This is a genomic window from Mucilaginibacter defluvii (assembly GCF_039543225.1).
GTDB classification, from domain to species: Bacteria; Bacteroidota; Bacteroidia; order Sphingobacteriales; family Sphingobacteriaceae; genus Mucilaginibacter; species Mucilaginibacter defluvii.
The window spans coordinates 362,128-388,893 of the sequence record NZ_BAABJI010000001.1; the positions used below are offsets into that span (position 1 = coordinate 362,128).

The window sequence follows — 26,766 nt, forward strand, 5'->3', positions numbered from 1 at the left end:
TCGCATTTGTACATGCAAAGCACCAATACACAAGAGCGTATAATTTTAGGCATCGACCCGGGTACAGCCGTAATGGGTTACGGGCTGATCAAGCAAACCGGCTCCAAATTGGAGCTTATTAGCCTGGGCGTGGTAAAAATGGGTAACATTGACGATCACATGCTCAAGCTGCAGCGCATCTTCGAAAAAACGGTAGCGCTTATTGATAACTATCATCCCGATTGCCTGGCAATTGAGGCGCCTTTTTACGGTAAAAACATTCAGGTAATGCTTAAGCTGGGCAGGGCACAGGGCATGGCTATGGCCGCGGCTTTGTCCCGTAATGTTGATATAACCGAATATGCTCCCCGCAAAATAAAACAATCCATAACCGGTAACGGCAATGCCACCAAAGAGCAGGTTGCCGGTATGATACAACGCTTGCTGAATTTTACCGAAACCCCCGATTTTCTCGACGCTACAGATGGCCTGGCCGTGGCGGTATGTCACGCGTTTCAGCGCAGCGTTGTTAGCGGCTCCTCTTCTTCTTCAAAAAAATCATACTCCGGCTGGGATACCTTTGTAAAGGATAATGCCACCCGCGTATCAGGCGTTGGTAAAAAGAAGTAGTAAGGTGTTTATAACTTACCCCAGATGTTAAAAACTATCATTACCTCGATACTTCCCTCGTCGCCTATCTTTGAAAGCACCAAATAGTTCTTTGTAAACACCGTAAGGTTGCCGGTTTTATAACTGGTATTAAAAGGGAACCATGTTAAACTCATGGGCTGACGTTGCAACTGTATCGTTTTAGTCATCAGCGAGTTGTGAATAGTGAATGGTGAGCGGTGAGTAGTGATTGGATGTCATTCCAATGCTCACAACTGACTACTAACCACTCACCAGTGACAACTGACCATTGACCAAAACAAAGCCAGACACCTGCCCTGCGGTATTTGACAGAACTTTCACGCATAGGGTTTTGCCAAAAGAAGTAGCCTGCCTGCCGGCGCCATTGAGCGCTTGCCTGTCGCGCCCTCGTCTTTTGTCAGTACCTGCTGCAACACATACAATAATTTAATTAACGAGGCGCTTATGAAACAGGAAAACGATGAAGTATTGCTACGAGAGAACAAAGACCGCTTTGTGATTCTCCCCATTAATTACCCCCGTATTTGGGAAATGTACAAAAAGCACGAAGCCAGCTTTTGGACAGCCGAGGAAATTGACCTTAGCGACGACCTGAAGCACTGGGAAACGCTTAACGCCGGCGAAAAGCATTTCATATCGCACATACTGGCGTTTTTTGCCGCCAGCGATGGTATTGTGAACGAAAACCTGGCGGTGAACTTTATGAGTGAAGTACAGGTTCCTGAAGCACGCTGCTTTTATGGTTTCCAGATCATGATGGAGAATATACACTCTGAAACATACGCCCTGTTGATTGATACTTACGTTAAAGACCCTGTTGAAAAAGACCGTTTATTCCATGCCATTGATACCGTGCCATGTGTAGGCAAAAAAGCCGAATGGGCCCTTAAATGGATTGAGAACGGCACCTTTGCGCAGCGCCTTGTAGCTTTCGCCGCGGTAGAGGGTATCTTTTTTTCGGGTAGCTTTTGCTCACTGTTCTGGCTTAAAAAACGTGGCCTGATGCCGGGCTTAACTTTTAGCAATGAGCTGATCTCTCGTGATGAAGGTATGCACTGTGAGTTTGCCTGCTTACTATACAGTATGCTTAACAACAAGTTGAGCAAAGAGGAAGCAACGAGCATTATTACCGATGCCGTTGAAATAGAAAAGGAATTTGTAAGCGATGCGTTACCGGTTAACCTGATAGGCATGAATGCCAAGCTGATGAGCCAGTACATTGAGTTTGTGGCCGACAGATGGTTGCAAGAGTTGGGTTATGATAAGCACTATAACGCTACCAATCCGTTTGATTTTATGGAGATGATAAGCTTGCAGGGTAAAACCAACTTTTTTGAAAAGCGCGTAGGCGACTATCAAAAAAGCGGTGTACTAAACAACGTACCCGAGAGCAAATCGTTCTCGCTGGATGAGGACTTTTAACAGCCCCACCCAACCTCCTCTAAAGGAGAGGAGCAAAAAAGATAATTAACTATAATAAATACACTCACTTAGAAACTCCCCCTTTAGGGGGTTAGGGGGCACGCAATATGTTTGTAATAAAAAGAGATGGCCGCAAAGAGTCGGTAAAATTTGATAAGATAACAGCACGTATCGAGAAGTTGTGCTACGGGTTTCAACTGGTTGATCCGATTGACGTTGCCAAAAAGGTGATTGAGGGTTTATATGATGGCGTAACCACTTCGGAACTGGATAACCTGGCTGCTGAAACTGCCGCGTCATTAACCACCAAGCACCCGGATTATGCTTTGCTGGCATCGCGTATAGCTGTGTCAAACCTGCATAAAAACACGGTAAAATCATTCAGCGAAACCATGCGTATGCTGTATGAGTACGTAGATAGCAAGAATGGCAAAAACGCATCGCTGATCGCTGATGACGTTTGGGAAGTGATCAGAGATAATGCTGAAGTGTTAGACAGCACCATTATTTACGACCGCGATTTCGGGTTCGATTACTTCGGCTTTAAAACGCTTGAAAAATCATACCTGCTAAAAATCGACGGTAAAATAGTGGAACGTCCGCAGCACCTGTTTATGCGTGTATCGGTAGGTATCCACAAAAGCGATATCGACAGCGTTATCAAAACTTACAACCTGATGAGCGAGCGTTGGTTCACCCACGCTACACCTACGCTATTCAACGCGGGTACGCCGAAACCACAAATGTCATCATGCTTTTTGCTGACCATGAAGGATGACAGCATTGACGGTATTTATGATACCCTGAAACAAACCGCCAAAATTTCGCAAAGTGCGGGTGGTATAGGTTTGAGCATCCATAACGTACGCGCAACAGGTTCATACATCAGCGGTACCAACGGTACCAGCAACGGTATCATACCGATGCTGCGTGTATTTAATGATACTGCCCGTTATGTTGATCAGGGTGGCGGCAAGCGTAAAGGCGCTTTCGCTATTTACCTGGAGCCTTGGCATGCTGATGTATTCGAGTTTCTTGACTTACGTAAAAACCACGGTAAGGAAGAAATGCGCGCCCGCGACTTGTTCTATGCCCTTTGGATTTCAGACTTGTTTATGAAACGCGTTGAGGCCAATGAGGATTGGAGCCTGTTCTGTCCGCATGAAGCACCGGGTTTAGCGGATTGCTTTGGTGCCGAGTTTGAAGCATTATACACTAAATACGAACAAGAAGGCCGTGCCCGTAAAACCATTAAAGCACAGGAGCTTTGGTTTGCGGTGTTAGACTCACAAGTGGAAACCGGTACGCCTTATTTGTTGTACAAGGATGCCGCAAACGCCAAATCAAACCAGCAAAACCTGGGTACTATAAAAAGCTCAAACCTTTGCACCGAGATCATGGAATACACCTCGGCTGATGAGGTAGCGGTTTGTAACCTGGCATCGCTGGCCTTACCGCGCTACATCAACAACGGCGTGTTCGATCACGAGAAATTATATGAGGTTACTTACCAGGTTACATTGAACCTGAACCGCATTATCGACCATAATTACTACCCGGTTGATGAGGCCCGTAACTCAAACCTGCGCCACCGCCCGATAGGTTTAGGCGTACAAGGTTTGGCTGATACCTTTATACAACTGCGTTTACCGTTTGAAAGCGATGCCGCCAAACAACTTAACAAAGAGATATTTGAAACCATCTACTTCGCTTCAATGACGGCTTCAAAGGATTTGGCTATCCAGGATGGCGCTTACGAAACCTTCAAGGGTTCACCGCTATCACAAGGGAAATTCCAGTTCGATCTGTGGGGTGTAACTCCGGAAAGCGGCCGTTGGGATTGGGAAAATCTGCGCCTTGATGTAATGAACCATGGTGTGCGTAACTCACTGCTGGTGGCGCCAATGCCTACCGCATCAACCTCGCAAATATTGGGTAATAACGAGTGCTTTGAGCCTTATACCTCAAACATCTATACCCGCCGTGTATTAAGTGGTGAATTCATCGTGGTAAACAAATACCTGTTGCGCGACCTGGTTAACCTTGGTTTATGGAACACCACCATGAAGGATAAGATCATCAGCGCTAACGGCTCAATTCAGGATATTCCTGAAATACCTGCCGATATTAAGGAACTGTACAAAACCGTATGGGAAATTAAGATGCGTAACATCATCGATATGGCAGCCGACAGGGGCGCTTATGTTTGCCAGTCGCAATCGCTTAACTTGTTCATTAACTCGCCAAACGCGTCAAAACTTACTTCAATGCACTTTTACGCATGGAAGAAAGGCCTTAAAACAGGTATGTACTACCTGCGTACGCAGGCGGCATCACAAGCGGTTAAGTTTACGGTTGAAAACCAGGGCGGCAAAAACATGGAACCGGTTATCCCGGATCACGTTGCCCAGGTTGCCGATGAGATACCTGCAGGCCCAAGCTGCTCAATGGAAGAGGGCTGCGTAACCTGTTCGGCATAACTACGATCCTGTAGCTATTAAAGTGTCAGTTTAATAGTTTTACTAAAAAAGCGTGGGGCGTTTTGGAATGCGTCCCCGCTTTTTTGTTTACAGGCATTTTTTTGCATGACGAGCATCATCCCCGTAGGTGCTCCCCGTCATGTGTCGCCACTGCGGCATCCAATACATTTGAGGCATAGATCAACTTAAATGTATTATGAAAAATTTACGAATACTACTTGCCGCAATTTTACTTATTACTTCAACAACCACCTTTGCTCAACAGAAAGGCGAATGGAACATTCGCTTGCGTGGTGTGGGTGTTATCCCGCAGGAGAAAGCCAATATAGGCGTAATCGGTGGTGATGTCGACATCAGCAAAAGCTTTATCCCTGAGCTTGATTTTACTTACTACTTCGCCAATAACTTTTCGGCCGAACTGATATTGGGTACAACCCGCCACAAAGTGAAAACCACATCATCAAACCTCACCGCTATTGGCGGCCCTGCATCTGCCGATGTTGACCTGGGTAAAGTATGGTTGCTGCCGCCAACGCTAACGCTGCAATACCATGTGCCTACTGGCAGTATAGTAAGGCCATATATCGGCGCGGGTGCCAACTACACCATATTTTATGGTGCCGATGAAGGCTCGACCGTTAAAGGCGTTGATTACAAGAATAGCTTTGCCTTTGCCGCGCAGGCCGGTGTGGACATCGACCTGAATAAAAAATGGTTTGTAAACGTGGACATGAAGAAGCTGTTCCTCTCAACAGATGTTACAGTAGATGCTTCAAACCTCACCCCGGCGGGTAACCCAAGTCTTGAGCCAACACTGCGCAACATACCTGCCGATGTTAAGATACGCCCATGGCTGATAGGCATAGGTATAGGCTGCCGCTTATAAAAAATTGGTTTAGATAAATAAAAGCGCTGTGCCGGTTAAACGGTACGGCGCTTTTTGCGTCTGTACCAGTAATCAACCAATTGTTCACCTTTACCCTGATCATATAATGATAAACCTGTACCATTTTAAGTTACCCGCAGTCGCGCTTTTATTAATAGCCCTGTTTTACTGCCCGGCGGTTAAAGCACAAACACCGGTTATAGAGTATGAGCCTGATGAAAGTTATGTTGGCTTTAACCAGGGCAAGGGCTGGGCTATAGGCGGGCAGTTCGGGTACGATTTCCCGACAGGGGCGTTGAGCCAAAACTACCGTGTTACCCCGACCTACGGCATAGGCTTATATAAAAAGGTAGATGATTTTACACTGAACTTTAACATTAACCACCATGCTTATCCCGTAAAAAGTAATGCTATAGGCATGGTTGATAACAGGTTTATTGTATTAGGATTTTACTTTGGTGGCGCTTATGATAAATTGATAACGCCTTTTTTTAAGGTATACGGTGGCCTCAACCTGGGGGCCTGGCTTAAGCGTTACGAGGATATTTACAATTATGATGACGAATGCGGTTGTGAAATTAACAATACCAACTTTTACTTTGCTCCTAAGGCTGGTTTTACTTATCTCACCAGTAGCCGCATAGGCATAGGTGTTGAAGCTAAATACAACGTTTATGTAACCGGCTATGATTACGTTACCAATACCAGCGGAGGCAAATTATTCAATTCAGTAGCTGCTACGCTGATACTTACTTATCATTTTTAGCATGTGGGTTTAACTTGTTTTTGTTTGGTTTGTAGTGTTTTAACCGGTAGTTGATTTTTGAATTAATTGGTATTGTTTGTTAGGGTGCATGGGGTTATTTATATACTTTTACCAGTGATAACCTTATCGCAAAGCATGAATATCAACATCCCCAAATTTGCACTTAACATTATAGGTGCGTTATTACTCGTTTTTTTATTTTGCACGGAGGCTGATGCGCAGCGACGCTCAAACCGTGGATTGAACTATGACGGCGACGCGGCGGGTGTTGGCAACGGCGGCTCGGGTGAGTTCGGGTATGCATCATGGGGAGTATCACTACAGGCAGGTTTTGATTCGCCGCAAGGCGATTTGGGCGCGAACTACAAAGGCGCGCCGCTTATCGGCATCAGTGTATCAAAATACGTGGGCAACTTTACCTTCGGCATCACGTTAAGCAGGCACAGCTACAAGCCGGCTATTAACGATGTTTCTGTAAGCGTTGATATGGGCGAAGCAGGGGCTGTTGACCAGAGTGTAAAACTAACTAACAACAGTTTTACCGGTTTTTATGGCAGCGCGATATACAACTTTAACCTATCGGGCGGGTTCAGGCTTTTTGGTGGTGTAAACCTCGGTAACATGACGTCTCGCTACGGTGCAGTGGTGAGCGGTTCACAGGGCAATTTCTCGCAAAGTTATGTAGACAAGTGGGGGTATTTTGCACCTAAACTGGGTATAGATATAGCGCTTAACGACGCTTTCAGTATTGGTTTTGAAGGAAAATATAATATCTTTATGCAAGGCAGCGCCAATAGCCGCACGGGTGGCGATTTTCAGTCTGCTAAGTCGGTTGCTGGTGTGGCTACGCTCACCTACAGTTTTTAGGTGTGCTTAATGAGGATAGGATATGCATTCAAAACATGAGATAATAAGATGTGAACGCTGCAACGCGGCGTTTGAATGCAAGGCCAACTCCTATACCAAATGCCAGTGCAGCGCCGTGCAGCTTACCCTTAACGAAACCCAATACATCAGCGAAAATTACGACGGCTGCCTGTGTGCCCAATGCTTGCTCATCATTCAGCAGGAGTATAGGGAGATGGTACTTTAGTTTTTAAGTCCGTGAGCCCGCACGTCCGAAAGTAAAAGAAGCTTCTTCCGAACTTTCCGTCTTTCGAACTTCCGGACTAATTTCTTACCTTCACAGCCTCATATTCAACACTGAAATAATGAAACTATTAGAAGGAAAAGTTGCCCTGGTTACAGGCGCTTCAAAAGGTATAGGCCGTAAAATAGCCGAAAAATTTGCTGAACAAGGTGCAAAAGTGGCTTTCACTTATTTATCGTCTGTAGAAAAAGGGCAGGCACTTGAGCAGGAGTTACAAAGCTTTGGTACCCAGGTTAAAGGTTACCGCAGTGATGCTTCCAAATTTGATGAAGCCGAAAAGCTGATCAATGATATTGTTACCGATTTCGGCACGATTGACGTAGTGGTAAATAACGCGGGCATCACTAAGGACGGCCTGCTGATGCGCATGACCGAGGAGCAATGGGATGAGGTGCTTGACGTAAACCTGAAATCAATATTCAACGTAACCAAAGCCGCCTCAAAAATTATGATGAAGAACCGTAAAGGCGCGTTCATCAATATGAGTTCGGTAGTAGGTGTGCAGGGTAACGCTGGCCAATCTAACTATGCGGCATCAAAAGCCGGTATCATTGGTTTTTCCAAATCAATAGCTAAGGAGTTAGGTTCGCGCGGCATACGTACCAACGTGGTAGCGCCGGGCTTTATCCGCACCGAAATGACCGACGTGCTCGACCCGAAAATAGTTGAAGGCTGGACAGCCAATATTCCGCTTAAACGTGCCGGTGAAACCGAAGACATAGCCAATGCCTGCGTGTTCCTGGCGTCGGACATGGCAGCTTACATCACCGGCCAGGTTATCGCGGTTGACGGTGGTATGTTATAGACCGTATTTTTGCATAAACACAATAAAAAAACAGCATATTTGGTTATCAAGTATGCTGTTTTTGTTTTCAATAACCTGGGGTGATGTTTCGGGCTGGTGGGTGCCGGTGTGCATGCTTACGGGGCTGTTTTATGCGTGGTTATTGTACAGGCAACCGGTTAACATCTCCAAGAGTTTTCGATACGGGCTGTCTGTGCTGCGGGCATTGGCTGTGGCCCTAATTGCATTTCTGCTGTTATCGCCCCTGGTAAAATCTGTTACTTACAAACCCGAGAAACCGCTGGTGCTGGTGCTTCAGGATAACTCAACATCAGTAAAATCGTCTGCAAATTCTATATCTGCCCCATTAAGGCAGCTAAAGCAGCAGTTAGGTGATGATTACCATGTGCAGGAGTTTAATTTTGATAACGGTTTGCACGATGGCCTTGCCTCCGGTTACAGCGGCAGGCAAACAGACATCGCCTCGGCATTAAAACAATTGAATAACCGCTTTGTAAACCGCAACATCGGTGCAGTGGTTATAGCTTCGGATGGTATATATAATCATGGCGCTGACCCGCGTTATGAAGCCCGCAACATCAAAGCCGGTTTTTACACTATTGCCCTGGGCGATACCACACAACATCGTGATGTTCTCATTAGCAACGTCAACTATAATAAAACCGCTTTTTTAGGGAATGATTTTGAGGTGGAGATACTGGCCTCGGCCTACCAAAGTAACGGCGAAGCTATGCGGCTCAGTATTACCGACGATGGCAGGCAGGTTTACAACCGCGCCATACCAATTAAGGGGAACACCTTCAGGCAGGTAGTGCCGGTTAAACTTAACGCCGGTAAAAAGGGCTTGCATAAATTTACCGTTAACCTTGCGCCGCTTAGCAACGAAGTAACTACCGTAAACAACAATGAAACTTTTTATATAGATGTGCTGGATGCCCGCCAAAAAATACTGTTGGTCTACCAAAATGTTCATCCGGATATAGCGGTCGTTAAAAACGCCATCGAGGTAAATCGCAATTACGAGGTAAAAACTGTATTACTTACTGATTTGGCTACTATAAAACCTGCCGAGTATAACCTGCTGATATTATTTCAATTGCCCGCATCGGCACCAGGAGTTCAGCGATTTGTGGCGAATACCAGCCTGCCGGTTTGGTATATGGCAGGCGCGCAAACGGATATTACTGCTTTAAATGCCAGTCAGCAACTGGTTAGCATTTCGGCCGGCCGCAGCGAAATGCAGGAAGTATTCGCCCAGCCTGCCGAAAATTTCTCGGCATTTACCTTGAGCGATTCGACCCGGCAAAAAATAAATAAAATGCCACCACTACTGGCGCCTTTTGGCAATTACGGCAGCAAGTCGGCCACCGGTATACTATTTAAACAGCGTATAGGTAATGTAAGCACTACTTACCCCTTACTGGCTTTTGCAGCTGAAGGTGGCAGGCGTACAGCCGTGTTAACCGGCGAAGGTTTATGGCGATGGAAGCTGGCCGAGTACGCCGCTTTTGGAAACAACAACGCGCTTAACGAGCTGATGAGCCAAAGCGTGCAATACTTAACGGCCAATGCCGACAGGCAGCAATTTAGGTTGTACCCCGCTAAGGCTGTTTTTGATGAAGGTGAGGATGTGCTGATCAACGCCGAATTATATAATGATGCCCTTGAACTGGTAAACACGCCCGATGCCCGCATTAATATAAGGGACGCAAAAGGACGTAACCTTAGTTTTTTATTGAGCAGGACAGGGCAGAGCTATAGCTTAAATGCCGGGGCATTGCCGCCGGCGGAGTATTCATATACCGCTACTGTTAAATTAGGTAACCGTGCATTTACCGCCTCAGGTAAATTCACCGTGAAGCAAATAGATGCCGAGGCGCGCCAATCGGTTGCGAATCATCAGTTACTGCATGATATAGCCCAGGAAAGCGGGGGTGTAATGCTGATGCCATCAGACTTAGGCAAGCTGTCTGATCTCATCAAAAAGAATGAAAGTGTAAAAACGGTAGTTTACGAGGATAAACACTACAACGAACTGGTAGATTTAAAATGGGTGTTCGGCGCGATACTGCTCGTTATATCTGCTGAGTGGTTTATCCGAAAACGGGAGGGAGAGGTGTAACCGGGTGATTCAACTATGATACAGCCATGCTAAGGTATCCGCGTGCGCACAACTCCTCATACAATATCTTAAACCAATACGTATATTCTTCGGGATGTTCCTTTAAGTCGCGCGCGATCATTTCGGGAGCCATATATAACCAGTCGGCTACCTCGTCGGGGTTTACCTCGGGTTTGCAGGAGTAAGTGCCTGTAAAAACATGGTCAAATTCGTGTTCAAATAAGCCCTCGCCTAAGTCGGCCTTATAAGTGAAAGAGAAAGCTTCGGTAAGTTCACAAGTTATGCCCATTTCTTCCTGCAGCCGTCTTTGCGCGGCATCCATATTACTCTCGCCCGGACGGGGGTGGCTGCAACAGGTGTTCGTCCACAAGCCGGCCGAGTGGTATTTGCCGGCCGCACGTTTTTGCAGCAGTAATTCGCCCCTGTTGTTAAGCAATATAATAGAAAAGGCACGGTGAAGAACGCCCTTATAGTGCGCTTCCATTTTTTCCATAGTGCCTATCGGGTTATCGTTACTGTCAACAAGAATTACTTTTTCCATTTGCTGTATATACGGCAGAATTAGCCATGCGGATGAATGTCAGGGGGGTAAAATACAAACTATAAACGCAAATGTTGTTTAAACATTTCATTAACGCACTGCTCAACACCTGCTCAACCTGATAAGCGGCGTGTAAACGCCGTAAATCAGTTTAAATAATTCGTTGATTTGGTGATGTGATTATTTTATTAATAGTCTGATATTTAATTATTTATTTTAATAGTAACCTTAAATTTTAAATAAAAAACCGTTGTTCGCGCAAATACTTTACAAAATTTGCCTTAACCAATATTTACTTATAAACCATTTAGCGTATGCGTAGTTATTTATTATTGATGCTGTTAATATGTGCCGGTATATTTTCTGCAGATGCCCAGCAGATCACCTCGCCCGATAAAAACCTTGTACTCAATTTTGAGCTTAAGGATAACGGGGTACCAACGTACAGCCTTACATATAAAAAGAAAGATGTTATAAAAACCAGCAAGCTTGGCATCGAAACCAAGGATGTTCCCTCATTTTTAAACGGTTTTACCATTACCGACACACAAAAAAGCACGTTCGACGAAACCTGGCAACCGGTTTGGGGCGAGCAAAAAAATATTCGCAACCATTATAACGAGTTGGTGGTAACACTTACCCAAAAAGCAGAGAAGGATCGTTTTATCCGCATTCGGTTCCGTTTGTTTAATGATGGTTTGGGTTTCCGTTACGAGTTTCCTTCACAAAAAAATCTGAACTATTTTATTATTAAAGAGGAGCACACACAGTTTGCCTTAGCCGGCGATCATAAAGCGTTTTGGCTGCCCGGTGATTTTGATACGCAGGAGTACAGTACCGTAACTTCAAACTTGTCTGAAGTTCGTGGTAAAATGAAGGCCGCCGTTACCCCAAATGTTTCGCAAACCACCTTCTCGCCAACCGGGTTACAAACCCCGCTGATGATGAAGAGCAAAGATGGCTTGTACATCAATATACATGAGGCCGCGCTGGTTGATTACTCGTGCATGTCGTTAAACCTGGATGATAAGAATTTCGTGCTCGAATCATTTTTGACCCCTGATGCTATTGGCGATAAGGGCTATATGCAGGCGCCTACCCAAACACCATGGCGTACGGTTATCGTGAGCGATAAAGCCGGCGATATCCTGATGTCGAAACTGGTATATAACCTGAACGAGCCAACCAAGTTCAAAGATGTATCGTGGATAAAGCCGATTAAATACGTGGGTGTATGGTGGGAGATGATCACCGGCAAAAGCACCTGGGCTTATACCGATCTGGAGAATGTACAGCTTGGAGTAACCGATTACAGCAAGACCAAACCGAATGGTAAGCATGGTGCCAATACACAACACGTTAAGGAGTATATTGACTTTGCCGCTAAGAACGGGATAGATGCCGTATTGGTTGAAGGCTGGAACCAGGGCTGGGAAGACTGGTTTGGCAAAACCAAAGATTACGTTTTCGACTTTGTTACACCATATCCTGATTTCGATGTAAAGGAGCTGCATCGCTATGCCGAATCAAAAGGCGTAAAGATCATTATGCACCACGAAACATCTGGCTCGGTACGTAACTACGAGCGCCATTTGGATACTGCTTACAAGTTTATGGTAGAGAATGGTTACAACGCCGTTAAAAGCGGCTACGTAGGGCAGATCATTCCGCGTGGAGAGCACCATTACGGCCAATGGCTGGTTAACCATTATTTGTATGCTATTACTAAAGCTGCCGATTATAAAATTATGGTGAATGCGCACGAGGCCATCAGGCCTACCGGACTGGCACGTACCTATCCTAACCTCATCGGTAATGAGGCGGCACGTGGTACCGAGTACGAATCATTCGGCGGTAACAATCCCGATCATACTACTATCCTGCCATTCACCAGGCTGATCAGTGGCCCGATGGATTATACGCCGGGTATCTTCCAAACTAAAATTAGCGCTTACAACCCTGACAATAATTCATTTGTACATACCACGCTGGCTAAGCAACTGGCTTTGTATGTAACCATGTACAGCCCGTTGCAAATGGCTGCCGATTTGCCTGAAACTTATAATAAGTTTTATGACGCATTTCAGTTTATTAAAGATGTGGCGGTTGATTGGGATGACTCTTACGTATTAGAGGCTGAGCCCGGCGACTATATCACTATCGCCCGTAAGGCCAAAGGTAAAAACGAGTGGTTTGTAGGCAGTGTTACAGACGAGAACGCCCGTACAGCCGTAGTTAAATTTGATTATCTGCCCAAAGGAAAAACTTACGAAGCTACCATCTATGCCGATGGCAAGAATGCCAGTTACGATAAAAATCCGCAAAGCTATACCATCCGTAAAATTAAGGTGACCTCAAAAACAGTACTTAAACAGGCTGTGGCACCGGGCGGTGGTTTCGCTATCAGTGTAAAATAATAAAATTGGTTCTATTAGGTTTATAAAGGTGTCCCCCGTGTGCGCAAGTGCCGGGGGATTTTTTGTTCTTATGCGCTTTTCTCCATCTCTTATGTAAACTATAAATATTCATACCTTTACCGCATATTTTAACTTATTTATATAAGCCGGTTAATTGTTTATTGGTTATGATGCCTGTACTGCGTTGGGTGAAGTTATGTGTAATTGTAATGCTGATGCCGGTTATTGGTTTTGCCGCCAATATTCGCAGCATTGGTGTGCCTTATGTGCAAAACTACCCTAAAAGCCTGTACCAGGCCGGTAACCAAAACTGGGCCGAAACGCGCGATGCAGATGGCTTGATGTACTTCGCCAATTCGGAAGGGTTGCTGGCTTACGACGGGCAAAACTGGCAGTTGCACCGTATGCCCAACGGCTTGATAGTGCGTGCCGTAGCTGCCGATGGAAGAGGTAAGATTTATACCGGTGCCTTCGGCGAGATCGGCTACTGGTCAAAAAGTGCCTCGGGCGTGTTCAAATATACTTCATTAGCGCACCTCATACCTGCCAAATATCGCCTTAACGAAGAAGTTTGGAAGATATATGTAAGCGACAAGCAGGTTGTATTTCAATCGTTTGGCGTGATATACATTTATAGGGACGGCAAGGTAAGTACTATTAAAACCAAGCCATACCTGTTTTTATTTAAAGCGGGCAGCCGGTTCATTATTGAGCAGCTCAACATTGGCCTTTTTGAAATGAAAGGCAACAAGCTCGAATTTATTAAAGGTAGCGAGATACTGAAAACGGGTGTGCTTACCATATTGCCTTTTGGCGATGGGCGCTATCTTATCGGTACCTCAAAAAACGGATTGTATTTATACGATGGGCAAACCATTACGCCCTGGAAAACCCAGGCTGATGAGTTTTTGCAGCGCTACCAGCTTAACAATGGTGTTGCCATACCCGGCAATTACTTTGCCTTTGGCAGTATATTGAACGGTATCATCATAATTGATCGCGCGGGTAACGTTGTACAGCATATCAACAAATCAAGCGGCTTACAAAATAATACGGTTCTGAGTCTTTATTTAGATAACGAGCAAAACCTATGGGCGGGTTTAGACAATGGTATCGACCGTATAGAGATCATATCTCCGTTGTACTTTTACTTTGATAAGAGCGGCAAATTTGGCACCGTATATTCCAGTATCATCCACAATAATAAAATATACCTCGGTACCAACCAGGGGCTTTATTACAGCGATTGGGTGCCCAACAAAAACCAGCTTTTCCAGTCGTTTGATTTTAAGCTGATACCCGGCAGCCAGGGCCAGGTTTGGGATTTGTCGCTGGTGGATGGCCAGTTGTTATGCGGGCATAACGATGGTACCTTCATTGTAACCGGGGCACAGATCAAGCAAATATCAACTGAAAATGGCGGCTGGATGGTGAAAAAGCTGAATGCCAACCAACTGATACAAGGCACCTATACGGGTTTGGCGGTTTATAAAAAACTGCCTGATGGCCAATGGGCTTTTGATTATAAGATCAGCAATTTCATCATTCCTGCGCGCTATGTTGAGCCCGACGGCAAAGGGAAGATATGGGTAAGCCATGCATACAAAGGCATTTACAGGGTTGAGTTAAGTGCCGATGGGCGTAGGGCAGCGGCTATAAAGTATTATGATGAAAAGAACGGCCTGCCCGGCAGTTATAATATTGGCGTTTTTAACCTGGACAACCGGGTAGTGTTTTCCACCAACAACGGGTTTTATGTGTATGACGACATCAGCGATCATTTTTACAAGTACGATCAGCTGAATAAAAAGCTGGGTTCTTTTGCCTCAGCCAACAAGGTGATACCGGCCAACGGCAGCAAGTACTGGTTTATTGACCGGGGCAGGGCGGCCCTGGGCGATTTAGCTGTAACCGGTAACCTAAACCTTGATTCAACCCGTTTTAGCATACTTAACGGGCGCATGGTGAAGTATTACGAAAATATTAGCCGTATCAGTCCGAGCCTTTATCTTATCAGTATTGATGATGGTTTCGCCATATTTAATGATCAGCCCGAAAAAGCGGTTAAAGAGGCGGGGGTACCCAAAGTGCTGATCAGGCGGGTAGAGAACTTTACGGATAAGATCCGGAATATTACCGACTGGAATAATATCGCGATAGCTTACAGGCGTAACAATATCCGCGTACGCTATGTGCTCCCGGTTTTTCATCAGGCTAAGGTTGAATACCAATACAACCTTAAGGGCTACTCCGGAAGCTGGTCTGAATGGAGTGCGCAGACACAACGCGAATTTACCGGGCTAAGGCAGGGTGATTACCGCTTTGAAGTTCGGGCGCGAATTAACGGGCGTATAACGGATGTAACAACGCTTAATTTTACCATATTACCACCCTGGTATCTTACTAAAACAGCAATTCTTTTCTATATACTTTTTGTTATCGCTGCCTATTATCTGGTACGGCGCTATTACCGCTTTAAACTGCAGATACACAACAAGCGCATGCAGCAGAAATTGCAGCGCGAAAAAGAGGAGTTTTTGAAACGCGAAGCAGAGGCCAACGAACAACGTTTATTTAAGCTGAAAAATGAGCAGTTACAGGCTGACCTTGACCGTAAAGGCCGTGAGCTGACTAATTCAGCCATGAACATTGTTTATAAGAATGAGTTGCTGCAACGTATTCTTGATGAAATTGCCGAACTTAAAGACGCAAACGGAAAAACCTTGCCTGCCGAGCAGCTCCGTAAAATACAAAAGGTGGTTGACGAGGGTAAGAGCGACGAGCGCGACTGGGTGTTGTTTGAGAACAGCTTTAATGAGACCCACGAGAATTTTTTTAAGAAATTAAAAGCCCAGCACCCGGATCTGGTACCCAACGACCTTAAGTTATGCGCCTATCTGCGCATGAATATGAATAGCAAAGAGATGGCATCATTATTGAATATCTCATTAAGAGGAATTGAGATACGCCGCTATCGCCTGCGTAAAAAGCTCGGATTAGAGCATGACAAGAACCTTGTAGAGTTTTTAATGGAGGTTTAGCTACTACATCATCACCTCTCATAAACCGATTAAGCTAATACCTGTACAATTGACACTCACCTCTTGGGTGAGTAGGTGGATTATTTTCATAAATAATTATAAATCAAATAATTAAATTTTATTTCAACTGCGTTTGAGCAAGTATTTTACTGCTGATGTAGTAATGTAGAGTGCAAAAAATTGAAACAATGTACTACACTTCACAGTTTTGCAGGGTGAATACACACAATTATTATTACCTAAAAAATTAATTAACCATTTTATGAAGAGAATAATTACTATCTCATTGTATGGGGTATTGTGTCTGCTTTTCATCAACAGTGCGTTTGCGCAGAATGTTACCGTAAAAGGTACCGTGAAAGACGCTACAACTGGGGAAACGCTAATTGGCGTAAGTATAGCAGTACAAGGAACCCAAACCGGTACTCAAACCGGTCCTGACGGTACGTATACCATTTCGGCTCCGGCCAATGGTAACTTAGCCGTTAGCTATATTGGTTACGCAAGCCAAACCGTAGCCGTTAACGGGCAAAATACAGTAAACATCAGCCTGAAGGCTCAATCAAACGAGTTGCAGCAGGTAGTGGTAGTGGGTTACGGTACTCAGCGTAAAATAGATGTTACGGGTTCTGTAGCGTCAGTAAAGGGCGAGGAAATATCGAAACAGGCATCGGTTAACCCGGTAGGCGCTTTACAGGGTAAAGTTGCCGGTGTACAAATTACTAACAACGGATCGCCGGGCGCCTCACCTCAAATTACCATTCGTGGTTTAGGCACAATTTACGGTGCTACTAACGTGTTGTATGTAGTTGATGGTGTTTGGTATGATGACATCAGCTTTGTTAACCCAGCTGACGTAGAAAATATAAGTATCCTGAAAGATGCGTCGAGTACAGCTATCTACGGTTTGCGGGCCGCTAATGGCGTTGTTTTAGTGACAACTAAACGAGGCAAGAAAAACTCAACCAAGGTTGACTATAATGGTTACGCCGGATGGCAAACCGTTACTAACCCTGTAAAAATGGCTAACGCTACCGAGTACGCAACCATCATTAATGAGTTGTATGCATTGGGTGGCAAAAGCCCTTTGTTCAGCGATCCAAACAGTTATGGCAAGGGTACTGATTGGTACGGCCAGGGCTTGCGCGATGCATTTGTTACCAATCATCAGGTTTCTGTAAATGGTGGCGGTGAAAAATCTACTTACAACATGTCGTTAGGCTACTTGAGCCAGGATGGTAACGTTCGTGGTAACAATTATGAGCGTTTCACGGCACGTATAGTAAACGATATTGAGCCGGTGAAAAACCTGAAGTTCGGTTTTAACATCGGTGGGTTGTACAGCAAGTCAAAAGATATTCCCGGTGGAATATTCCATGAGCTTTATTCAGCAGCCCCGGTAGTACCGGTTTACTATGCTGATGGTAGCTACGGTGACCCGAATGATTTTAACCTTGGTAGCAACCCGGCATTCAACCCACAGGTAACACTTGATTACTTCAATCAAAAATCGCAGAATTACCGATTTAACGGTAACGTTTACGGCGAATTAAAATTCCTGAAAAACTTTACGTTCAAAACCAGTTTAGGTGGCGATATCGGTCAGGCAGAAAGCCGTAATTATAGCCCGGTTTATGCAGCTACACTAACACAACGTAACACCATAAGCGTACTTGGCGTTAACCGCACCGAGACCCGCAACTGGATTGTTGAAAATACCTTAAGCTATTCAAATAAAGTTCAGGATCATAGTTTCACGGTGTTATTAGGACAAACGGCTCAGCGTAATAAATCTTACAGTTTGACTGCCAGAGCACAAAACGTGCCTTATGGTAGCGAGGGGGATTTATACTTGACGCTTGGCGACCAGGATAGCCGTTTCATAAGTGACGGCGGCGGATTGACTACATCAGTATCTTATTTTGGCCGTGTTAACTATTCATTCAAGGATAGATATTTGCTTAATGCGTCGTTAAGAGCTGACGCGAATTCCGGGTTTTATGGCGCTAATTTATGGGCATATTTACCCTCAATAGGAGCCGGCTGGGTTGTGAGCAATGAGTCGTTCATGAAAGATCAGGAGTTATTTAACACCTTGAAAATAAAAGGTAGCTGGGGTAAGGTAGGTAACGCGAATGTACCGCGTAACCCAACTATTCAAGAGGTAACGCAAATACCCCAATATGCGGCTATTTTTGGTGTCGATCAGCAACTATATACAGGTGCTAATATCGCATCATTTGTTCCGCCAACAATTGTTATCGAGCGCGGTGTAGGTACTGATATAGGCATCGAAGCGTCTATGCTTAACAGCCGCTTAACCATTGAAGCTGATTATTATAACCGTAATACCAACCAGGCTATATTTGGCATTCCTATTTTGCAATCATTGGGAGCTAATGTGTCCCGTATAGTCGGAAATCAAGCTCAGTTTCGAAATACAGGCTTTGAATTCAGTGCTGGCTGGAGAGATAAAGTTGGAAAAGACTTTAGTTATTCATTAAGTGGTAATTTTAGCATAAACAATAACAAAGTTGCCGAAGTTGTAACCGGTCTTAACCCAATATATGCGGGAGGAAATGGTATAACGAACGGCGCTTTAGCTACCCGCACAGTATTAGGTCGGCCAATAGGTGAATTTTACGGTTACAAAGTAGACGGCATCTTTCAAACAGCTGAAGAGGTTGCACAGTCATTGCAAACCTCAGCCAAACCAGGTGATTTTAAATACGTAGATACGAATGGTGACGGTATACTCGACAGCCGTGACCGTGTGGCTTTAGGCAATCCAAACCCTAAATATTTCTATGGTTTTAACACCAGCTTTAACTATAAAAACTTTGATCTGGCGTTGGATTTCCAAGGCGTGGCCGGTGTAAGCATATACAACGCTAACATTGCCTATCGCTTTGGTAACGAAAATTTCACCAAAGATTTTTATGATAACCGCTGGCATGGAGCAGGTACATCAAACACCTATCCTTCTGCCGATGTAGGTTCTACTTCAAACTCAGCGCCTAACTCATTCTATGTTCAAAGCGGTGCTTATTTCAGGGTACGTAACATACAGTTTGGTTACACCTTGCCTGGCAATTGGTTAAGTAAATGGAAAATTCAGCGTATCAGGCTGTATGCAAATGCGCAAAACCCAATTAACATCTTTAGTTATAAAGGCTTCAACCCCGAGGTTGGCGGCGCGCCTACCGAAGCAGGTATTGATGCCAACGTGTACCCGCTTTATGCAACCTATAATTTTGGTGTTAACGTAAGTTTCTAATAAAATGAAGAAGATAAATAATCAATATAAACACAGCTTCGTAGCTATGGCTATGCTTGCTACGCTTTTTGTATCTCAAGGATGTAAAAAAAGCTTTTTGGATGTGCCATTGCAAGCACAGCAACCTAGCCAAAACTTTTTTGTGAACGCGGGTGATGCCGATAAAGCAGTAAACTCGTTATACGGTAACCAGCGCGATTGGAATAATGTTGCGTTCGCACCTATAGCGCTTGAAAGTGTAGGCTCTGATGAGGCCGAAAAAGGCAGTACACCAAGTGACGCTACCTTTTTTAATAACTATGATAACTTTACCGTTACTGCCGGCGAAGGCCAGTTAGGTGGTTTTTGGCAAGGAAAATATCAATCTATAAACCTGGCTAACCAGGTGCTTGAGAACGTGCCAAAAATTCAAATGGATGCAGCATTAAAAAACCGTTACCTGGCTGAGGCTAAGTTTATGCGTGCTTACAGTTACTTCCGTTTGGTTAGGGCTTTTGGTGATGTGCCGTTACGCTTGAATTTACCCAAAGATGCGACAGAATTTAATATTCCGCGTACGCCAAAAGCACAGGTTTATGCAGCAATTGAAAAGGATTTGACTGAAGCTGCTGCCGCGCTGCCGCAAAGCTATCCGGCTGACCAGCTTGGCCGTGTTACAAAGGGTGCAGCTTTGGCATTACATGCTAAAGTTGCTATGTATCAGCAAAAATGGGCTGATGTGCTTGACCTAACCAACCAGGTTAAAGGTTTAGGTTACTCATTGTTCCCTAACTTCTATCAGTCGTTCAGGGTAACCAATGAAAATAACTCGGAGTCTGTTTTTGAAATACAGGCTAAGCGTGTTGATGGCAACCCGTCAGCATCTAACTCTCAATATTCACAGGTTCAGGGTGCCCGTGGTACCGTAGGCGGTGGTTGGGGTTTTAATGTACCTACTCAGGAGTTAGCCGACGCATTTGAAGACGGTGATCCGCGCAGGGCTGCAACCATCATGTTCAGAGGCCGTACCACCCCTGATGGCGATGCCGTGCCTGCAAATGCTGATAACCCGATGTATAACATGAAATCGTACGTTCCGTTCAGGTATTTTGTTAGCGGGTATAATGAGGGGGCCGACCAAAATATTCGTGTTATACGTTATGCGGATGTTTTATTAATGAATGCTGAAGCAGCCAATGAACTTGGGCAAACCAGCGCAGCTTTGGAGTCACTGGAGCAGGTAAGGGCTCGTGCCCGTCAGGGTAACAACAGCATATTGCCACGCGTTACTACCACCAACAAAGATCAGCTACGTTTAGCCATATGGCATGAGCGCCAGGTTGAACTGGCCATGGAGTTTGACCGTTATTTCGACGTAATACGCCAAGGCCGCGCCGCGCAGGTTTTTGGGCCTAAAGGCTGGAAGGCAAATAAGAACGAGGTTTGGCCTATCCCACAAAATGAGATCGATTTAAGTGCGGGTGTTTTAACACAAAACCCGGGTTATTAATCACTAAGCATTATCATTCATGAAAAAGTATAGCTTTAAAAATATATTAGGTGTAGCCCTTGCGGGGTTGGCACTATCATCCTGCCAAAAGGATTTTGATCCTAAATCGTATGCCCCGCCATTAAATATAGGTGGTTTTACCAGTGCTGCACAGGTTGCTCCATCAAACCTGGTAGCTCATTGGGCCTTTGATGGTAATTTGGCGGATAGCGTATCAAAAACTGCCGGAACAGCTACCGGTACTTCATTTACCGGCGGCATTAAAGGGCAGGGCTTGCAAGGCGCTTTAAATAGTTATGTAATTACCGCACCCAGTGCAACTATAACCGGTTTAACCAGTTTTACCATGACGGAGTGGGTTAATACGCCGCCGCCATCAACAGGTATAATAGGCTTATTCAGTTTAGCTAAAACCAATGCCTTTTGGGGTAATTTCGAAATTTTTATTGAGAACGGCAGCACCAACGATAACGGTAAGCTTCGTGTGCATTTCTTTAACGGTACCGATGATGTTACCTACGCGCTTGATAACGTGAAAAACATGTTTGATAAATGGGTAAACCTGGGTGTATCGTACAATGAGTCGACCTCGGTAGTAACTGTTTACTTGAACGGATCGGAAGTGGGCAATACCAAACTAAACGGATTGTCGGGTGCGTTAAAGTTTCAAAATACAGGTAACATCGTTTTTGGCTGCGTTCAGTTTCAAACAGATCCGAGCCAGACAACAGCCACCGGCAAGCAAAGCTGGGCAAGTTACCTTACCGGGCAGCTTGATGAGGTACGCATTTACAACAAAGCGTTAAGTGATAATGAAATTAACGCGGTAGTTAAACTTGAAGGCCGGGGCAAATAATTATATAGTGTTTACAATTGGTAGTTACCCACCTCAAAAGGGTGGGTAACTTGTTTAAAAAGTGATTATGGTGAAAAGGATATTGTTCTACTTAGGTTTGATATTAGTCACGGCATCGTGCAGTAAAAGCGGAAATGATACCGTTGAACCGGTAACACCGCCGCCAACGCAGCCGGGTTCGTTTAGTTTTAATGCTTTACGGGTTAATGGGGTATCATCCGGTTTTAACTATCGTAATATCAATACATCGCCCGTAATTAAAATATCTTTCTCGGCAGCTTTGGATAAAAGCACGGTGAAAAACAGCGTCACTTTTAAAACGGCATCCGGCACCAATGTAAACTATGATGCTACTTATGAGGATGATGACAAAACCATCGTGATCAAGCCATCATCTGCCTTACAAAACATAACTAAATACAGCGTTGATGTTACTACCGCGCTTAAAGCTAACAATAAAGGCAGCCTGCAATCGGCTGTATCAGTACAATTGCTAACAGCTATCGATTCAACCGACAAGTTTCCGCGCATTTCTGACGATGCTTTGCTCAATTTGGTGCAGCGCCAAACCTTTAAATACTTCTGGGACTTCGGCCATCCAAACAGCGGCATGGCGCGTGAGCGTAACTCATCAGGCGATGTGGTAACTACCGGTGGTTCAGGCTTTGGCATAATGGCTTTGGTGGCCGCGGTTAACCGCAATTTTATAACCCGCGCCGAAGGTTTGGCACGGATGCAGAAGATAGTCGGCTTTTTAAAAACCGCCGATAAATTTCATGGCGCTTTCCCGCATTGGCTGAATGGCGCTACAGGCAAGGTGCAGCCATTCAGCGAAAAGGATAACGGTGCAGACCTGGTGGAAACATCGTTCCTGATGGAAGGCCTGATTATCGCGCGTCAATATTTTAATGGCGCAGGTAATGCCGAGACTACGCTTCGCAGAGATATTAACGAGTTATGGAACGGCGTGGAGTGGGACTGGTTCCGTCGCGGTGGTCAAAATACCCTCTACTGGCACTGGAGCCCTAACTACAATTGGGACATGAACATGCAGGTAAGCGGCTGGAACGAAGCCCTGTCGGTGTATGTATTGGCGGCATCATCAAACACGCACGCTATACCAAAAATAGTTTACGATAATGGCTGGGCAGGCAACGGCGCTATGCGCAACGGCAACACCTATTTTGGTGTACAATTGCCATTAGGACCTACCCAGGGCGGGCCAATGTTTTTTGAACATTACTCGTTCATGGCCATTAACCCAACCAATTTAACTGATGCTTATGCTGATTATGATAAGCAAACCAAAGCGCACACACTGGTTAACTATAACTACTGTGTAAGCAACCCCAAACAATATAACGGCTATAGCGCCGACTGCTGGGGACTAACCGCCAGCGATATTAAAGGTGGTTATACGGCCAGCTCGCCAACTAATGATGTAGGCGTGATTGCACCAACGGCTGCCCTTGCATCCATGCCTTACGCGCCGGAGGAAAGCATGAAGGCATTAAAGTTCTATTATTACAAACTGGGTGATAAGCTATGGGGCGATTATGGCTTTTATGATGCCTTTAACCTAACCGACCCATGGTTTGCCGACTCGTACCTGGCTATTGACCAGGGGCCTATTGTTACCATGATTGAGAACCATCGCAGCGGCTTGTTATGGAACCTGTTTATGAGTGCGCCCGAAGTAAAAAAAGGCATGAAAGGCTTAGGTTTTTCGGGACCTAATTTATAACACGTTTTTATCGTACATAAAAATGAAGAAACTGATATTATTAACACTGTTGCTATCAACAGCTTACCATTGCTTTGCCCAAAGCAAAAAGAACACGGTAAAATATACGGCCATTAAACCGGTTGGGGTTATCAAAAATTTAAGCGACAGCGCCCTGCTTGATGTGGTGCAGCGCCAAACGTTCCGTTACTTTTGGGATTTTGCCCACCCGGTTAGCGGCATGGCGCTTGAGCGTAGTAACGAGGCTTTTGATTACGGCGGCGAGGTGGTTACCACCGGCGGCACCGGTTTCGGCATTATGGCCATGATTGTAGCGGTTGACCGTAAGTGGATACCGCGCGAGCAGGCGGTTGACCGTATGCTCCATATGGTAAAATTTCTTTCTAAAGCAGATGCTTACCATGGCGTTTTTCCGCATTGGTTGAACGGTGCAACCGGCAAGATCATCCCCTTTGGGCGTAAGGACGACGGCGGCGACCTGGTGGAAACATCATTCCTGTTCCAGGGATTGCTTACCGCCAAACAATATTACAATGGCACAAGCCAAAAAGAAGAAGAGTTGCGCAACCGCATAGGCTGGTTGTGGAGCGAAATTGAGTGGGACTGGTATACCCACGAGCGGGACAACCTGTACTGGCACTGGTCGCCAAACAATGGCTGGGCCATGAATTTTCCGATACGTGGCTTTAACGAATGCCTGATTACCTATGTGCTGGCCGCCAGCGCCGAGCGTTACCCAGTTGACGCTGCACGTATTTATAACCGTGGCTGGGCACAAAGTGATTTTTTTAAAAATGGTAAATCGTTCTATGGCATTAAACTGCCTTTAGGCTTTGATTATGGTGGTCCGTTGTTTTTTTCGCATTACTCTTTCTTAGGCTTAAATCCTCAAGGATTAAAAGATCAATATGCTGATTACTGGGAGCAGAACGTAAACCATACCCGCATCAACTACGCTTACTGTGTTGATAATCCTAAAAAGTTTAAAGGCTACGGCGAAAACTGCTGGGGCTTAACCGCCAGCGATAACCATGAGGGTTATAACGCACACTCGCCAACTAATGATCTTGGTGTAATTACACCGACAGCGGCATTATCAGCATTCCCATACACGCCAAAGGAATCAATGAAAGCACTGCGCCATTTCTATTATGGTTTGGGTGATAAGATATGGGGCGAATACGGCTTTGTGGATGCTTTTAACGAGAGCAAAAACTGGTACGCTAAATCATACCTGGCTATTGACCAGGGCCCTATCGTGGTGATGATCGAAAATCACCGCAGCGGCCTGTTATGGAATTTGTTTATGCGCGCGCCTGAAATACAGGGCGGCCTTAAAAAGTTGGGTTTTGAAAGTCCGGCTATAAAAAGCAACTAATGGTTAGTAGGATAAATATATGGGGCATTGCCTGTGCTTTTCTGCTGTTTGCCGGTGTTGCTACCGCGCAAAACAGCCAGCGTACGTATTGTAACCCGATCAATATTGATTACGGGTACACACCTATCCCCAACTTTTCAACCGCGGGTCGTCACCGTGCTACGGCCGATCCGGTTATTGTTACCTATAAGGGCGATTACTACTTGTTCAGCACCAACCAATGGGGCTACTGGTGGAGCAGCGATATGAGCAACTGGCACTTTGTAGCCCGCCATTTTCTACGCCCCGAGCATAAGGTGTATGATGACCTGTGCGCTCCCGCCGTATGGGTGCAGGGCGATACCCTGCTGGTGTTCGGCTCAACCTATTCAGATAATTTTCCGATTTGGATGAGCACTAATCCGAAAGGTAATGAGTGGAAAGAAGCTATCCACAAGTTTGAGCCCGGCGGCTGGGACCCGGCCTTCTTCAGGGATGATGACGGCAAGCTGTATATGTACAATGGCAGCAGCAATGTTTACCCGGTATATGGTGCCGAGGTTGATCCCACTACATTTCATTTAAAAGGCTACCGTAAGGAGATGTACCTGCTGCAACCTTACAAATATGGCTGGCAGCGCTTCGGCGAAAATCTGGATAACATTTTTCTTGATCCGTTTATGGAGGGTGCCTGGATGACCAAGCACAACAAAAAATACTACCTGCAATACGGTGCCCCGGGTACCGAGTTCAGCGGCTATTCGGATGGGGTAATTGTAGGCGAGGGGCCTTTGGGGCCATTTAAGCCGCAGCCTATGCCGTTTAGCTACAAGCCGGGAGGCTTCGCGCGTGGTGCCGGGCATGGCGCTACCTATCAGGATAAATGGAATAACTACTGGCATGTATCAACCATGGTTATCGCCATAAAAAATAATTTTGAGCGCCGAATAGGTATATGGCCTGCCGGCTTTGACAAGGATGATGTGATGTATTGCAACACCGCCTTTGGCGATTATCCTACCTATCTGCCCACCGGCGAAACGGATCACCTGAAAAGCCGCTTTACCGGCTGGATGCTGCTGAATTATAACAAACCGGTAACCGTATCATCAACCCTGGGTAATTACTCGGCCAACAACGCGGTTGATGAAGATATTAAAACCTACTGGAGCGCCGCGAGCGCCAACGCAGGCGAGTGGATAGCAACCGATTTGGGTAATATAAGTACAATAAACGCTGTGCAGATAAACTATGCCGATCAGGATGCTAATGTATTGGGCAAACCTTCGGGGCCGTTCTATCATCAGTATAAATTACTTTACTCTACTGATAACAAAAGCTGGAAAACTGTTATCGACAAAAGCAAAAACAAGACCGATGTGCCGCATGATTATGTGGAACTGAACAAACCGGTTAAGGCGCGCTATATAAAGTTGGTGAATCAGCACATGCCTACAGGCAAATTCGCCATCAGCGGCTTACGGGTTTTTGGCAATGGCGGTGGTACAAAACCTGATACCGTAAAGGAATTTATTGTACTCCGCACCGAAAAGGATAAACGCGATGCCTGGATTAAATGGCGCCCGGTTGATAATGCCTATGCCTACAATATTTACATCGGCGTGGCATCCGATAAGCTATACAACTGCATTATGGTACATAACGCCAGTCAGTACTTTTTTAAGGCGATGGATAAGGATATGCCTTACTATTTCCGGATAGAAGCCGTTAACGAGAATGGAGTTTCGGAGCCAACGGCGGTTATTAAATCAGAATAGAAAAT

18 protein-coding genes and 1 riboswitch are annotated in these 26,766 nt (G+C 45.3%); of the genes, 17 read left to right on the plus strand and 1 reads right to left on the minus strand.

The window, feature by feature from the left end:
* Positions 1-12: 12 nt before the first annotated feature.
* From ruvC to ABD960_RS01615, 9 genes are all read left to right on the plus strand, one after another.
* Positions 13-609: a crossover junction endodeoxyribonuclease RuvC gene (gene ruvC, locus ABD960_RS01575; RefSeq protein WP_345329120.1), complete on the plus strand. Its 597-nt coding sequence runs from the start codon at positions 13-15 to the stop codon at positions 607-609.
* An 88-nt stretch (positions 610-697) separates the two neighbouring features.
* A riboswitch (cobalamin riboswitch) is annotated at positions 698-943 on the plus strand.
* A 131-nt stretch (positions 944-1,074) separates the two neighbouring features.
* A complete protein-coding gene (locus ABD960_RS01580) occupies positions 1,075-2,052 on the plus strand; it encodes a ribonucleoside-diphosphate reductase small subunit (RefSeq protein ID WP_345329122.1) in 978 nt (325 codons plus the stop codon).
* 107 nt (positions 2,053-2,159) lie between these two features.
* A complete protein-coding gene (locus ABD960_RS01585; protein WP_345329124.1) occupies positions 2,160-4,532 on the plus strand; it encodes a ribonucleoside-diphosphate reductase subunit alpha in 2,373 nt (790 codons plus the stop codon).
* A gap of 196 nt (positions 4,533-4,728) precedes the next feature.
* Positions 4,729-5,418 (plus strand): OmpW/AlkL family protein, encoded by a 690-nt coding sequence (locus ABD960_RS01590; protein ID WP_345329126.1) that lies wholly within the window; start codon positions 4,729-4,731, stop codon positions 5,416-5,418.
* Between the two features lie 106 nt (positions 5,419-5,524).
* Positions 5,525-6,184, plus strand: a complete 660-nt coding sequence (locus ABD960_RS01595; RefSeq protein ID WP_345329128.1) for a hypothetical protein — start codon at positions 5,525-5,527, stop codon at positions 6,182-6,184.
* Between the two features lie 135 nt (positions 6,185-6,319).
* Complete coding sequence (locus ABD960_RS01600) at positions 6,320-7,051, plus strand: hypothetical protein (RefSeq protein WP_345329130.1); 732 nt, start codon at positions 6,320-6,322, stop codon at positions 7,049-7,051.
* Between the two features lie 22 nt (positions 7,052-7,073).
* Positions 7,074-7,277, plus strand: a complete 204-nt coding sequence (locus tag ABD960_RS01605) for a cysteine-rich CWC family protein (RefSeq protein ID WP_345329132.1) — start codon at positions 7,074-7,076, stop codon at positions 7,275-7,277.
* Positions 7,278-7,395: 118 nt separating this feature from the next.
* Entirely contained in the window at positions 7,396-8,139 is a 744-nt protein-coding gene (gene fabG, locus ABD960_RS01610) for a 3-oxoacyl-[acyl-carrier-protein] reductase (RefSeq protein ID WP_345329134.1), read from the plus strand.
* A gap of 52 nt (positions 8,140-8,191) precedes the next feature.
* On the plus strand, positions 8,192-10,261 hold the full coding sequence (locus tag ABD960_RS01615) for a hypothetical protein (protein ID WP_345329136.1): 2,070 nt from the start codon (positions 8,192-8,194) through the stop codon (positions 10,259-10,261).
* A 13-nt stretch (positions 10,262-10,274) separates the two neighbouring features.
* On the opposite strand, the gene idi is transcribed toward ABD960_RS01615, so the two are convergent.
* On the minus strand, positions 10,275-10,802 hold the full coding sequence (gene idi, locus ABD960_RS01620) for an isopentenyl-diphosphate Delta-isomerase (RefSeq protein ID WP_345329138.1): 528 nt from the start codon (positions 10,800-10,802) through the stop codon (positions 10,275-10,277).
* A 314-nt stretch (positions 10,803-11,116) separates the two neighbouring features.
* Between idi and ABD960_RS01625 the strand changes: the two genes are divergently transcribed.
* From ABD960_RS01625 to ABD960_RS01660, 8 genes are all read left to right on the plus strand, one after another.
* A complete protein-coding gene (locus ABD960_RS01625; protein ID WP_345329140.1) occupies positions 11,117-13,219 on the plus strand; it encodes a glycoside hydrolase family 97 protein in 2,103 nt (700 codons plus the stop codon).
* Positions 13,220-13,386: 167 nt separating this feature from the next.
* The gene (locus ABD960_RS01630) at positions 13,387-16,260 is read left to right on the plus strand and encodes a triple tyrosine motif-containing protein (protein ID WP_345329141.1); all 2,874 of its coding nucleotides are present in this window, start codon (positions 13,387-13,389) and stop codon (positions 16,258-16,260) included.
* A gap of 262 nt (positions 16,261-16,522) precedes the next feature.
* Positions 16,523-19,537, plus strand: coding sequence for a SusC/RagA family TonB-linked outer membrane protein (locus ABD960_RS01635; protein ID WP_345329143.1), 3,015 nt, complete (start codon positions 16,523-16,525; stop codon positions 19,535-19,537).
* Between the two features lie 4 nt (positions 19,538-19,541).
* Positions 19,542-21,026 (plus strand): RagB/SusD family nutrient uptake outer membrane protein, encoded by a 1,485-nt coding sequence (locus tag ABD960_RS01640; protein WP_345329145.1) that lies wholly within the window; start codon positions 19,542-19,544, stop codon positions 21,024-21,026.
* Between the two features lie 19 nt (positions 21,027-21,045).
* Positions 21,046-21,882 (plus strand): LamG domain-containing protein, encoded by an 837-nt coding sequence (locus ABD960_RS01645; protein WP_345329147.1) that lies wholly within the window; start codon positions 21,046-21,048, stop codon positions 21,880-21,882.
* Between the two features lie 67 nt (positions 21,883-21,949).
* Entirely contained in the window at positions 21,950-23,626 is a 1,677-nt protein-coding gene (locus tag ABD960_RS01650) for a glucoamylase family protein (RefSeq protein ID WP_345329149.1), read from the plus strand.
* Between the two features lie 22 nt (positions 23,627-23,648).
* Complete coding sequence (locus tag ABD960_RS01655) at positions 23,649-25,004, plus strand: glucoamylase family protein (protein WP_345329151.1); 1,356 nt, start codon at positions 23,649-23,651, stop codon at positions 25,002-25,004.
* Positions 25,004-26,761, plus strand: a complete 1,758-nt coding sequence (locus ABD960_RS01660; RefSeq protein ID WP_345329153.1) for a discoidin domain-containing protein — start codon at positions 25,004-25,006, stop codon at positions 26,759-26,761. The genes ABD960_RS01655 and ABD960_RS01660 overlap by 1 nt, the downstream gene beginning before the upstream one ends.
* Positions 26,762-26,766 lie beyond the last annotated feature (5 nt).

What these genes read in the sequence shown, in the direction of transcription:
- ABD960_RS01580 (WP_345329122.1), top strand. Translation starts at nt 1,075, where the DNA reads ATGAAACAGGAAAACGATGAAGTATTGCTACGAGAGAACAAAGACCGC.
- ABD960_RS01595 (WP_345329128.1), top strand. Translation starts at nt 5,525, where the DNA reads ATGATAAACCTGTACCATTTTAAGTTACCCGCAGTCGCGCTTTTATTA.
- ABD960_RS01590 (WP_345329126.1), top strand. Translation starts at nt 4,729, where the DNA reads ATGAAAAATTTACGAATACTACTTGCCGCAATTTTACTTATTACTTCA.
- ABD960_RS01640 (WP_345329145.1), top strand. Translation starts at nt 19,542, where the DNA reads ATGAAGAAGATAAATAATCAATATAAACACAGCTTCGTAGCTATGGCT.
- ABD960_RS01635 (WP_345329143.1), top strand. Translation starts at nt 16,523, where the DNA reads ATGAAGAGAATAATTACTATCTCATTGTATGGGGTATTGTGTCTGCTT.
- ABD960_RS01630 (WP_345329141.1), top strand. Translation starts at nt 13,387, where the DNA reads ATGATGCCTGTACTGCGTTGGGTGAAGTTATGTGTAATTGTAATGCTG.
- ABD960_RS01660 (WP_345329153.1), top strand. Translation starts at nt 25,004, where the DNA reads ATGGTTAGTAGGATAAATATATGGGGCATTGCCTGTGCTTTTCTGCTG.
- ABD960_RS01605 (WP_345329132.1), top strand. Translation starts at nt 7,074, where the DNA reads ATGCATTCAAAACATGAGATAATAAGATGTGAACGCTGCAACGCGGCG.
- ABD960_RS01600 (WP_345329130.1), top strand. Translation starts at nt 6,320, where the DNA reads ATGAATATCAACATCCCCAAATTTGCACTTAACATTATAGGTGCGTTA.
- idi (WP_345329138.1), bottom strand. Translation starts at nt 10,802, where the DNA reads ATGGAAAAAGTAATTCTTGTTGACAGTAACGATAACCCGATAGGCACT.
- ABD960_RS01650 (WP_345329149.1), top strand. Translation starts at nt 21,950, where the DNA reads ATGGTGAAAAGGATATTGTTCTACTTAGGTTTGATATTAGTCACGGCA.
- fabG (WP_345329134.1), top strand. Translation starts at nt 7,396, where the DNA reads ATGAAACTATTAGAAGGAAAAGTTGCCCTGGTTACAGGCGCTTCAAAA.
- ABD960_RS01625 (WP_345329140.1), top strand. Translation starts at nt 11,117, where the DNA reads ATGCGTAGTTATTTATTATTGATGCTGTTAATATGTGCCGGTATATTT.
- ruvC (WP_345329120.1), top strand. Translation starts at nt 13, where the DNA reads ATGCAAAGCACCAATACACAAGAGCGTATAATTTTAGGCATCGACCCG.
- ABD960_RS01645 (WP_345329147.1), top strand. Translation starts at nt 21,046, where the DNA reads ATGAAAAAGTATAGCTTTAAAAATATATTAGGTGTAGCCCTTGCGGGG.
- ABD960_RS01585 (WP_345329124.1), top strand. Translation starts at nt 2,160, where the DNA reads ATGTTTGTAATAAAAAGAGATGGCCGCAAAGAGTCGGTAAAATTTGAT.
- ABD960_RS01615 (WP_345329136.1), top strand. Translation starts at nt 8,192, where the DNA reads ATGCTGTTTTTGTTTTCAATAACCTGGGGTGATGTTTCGGGCTGGTGG.
- ABD960_RS01655 (WP_345329151.1), top strand. Translation starts at nt 23,649, where the DNA reads ATGAAGAAACTGATATTATTAACACTGTTGCTATCAACAGCTTACCAT.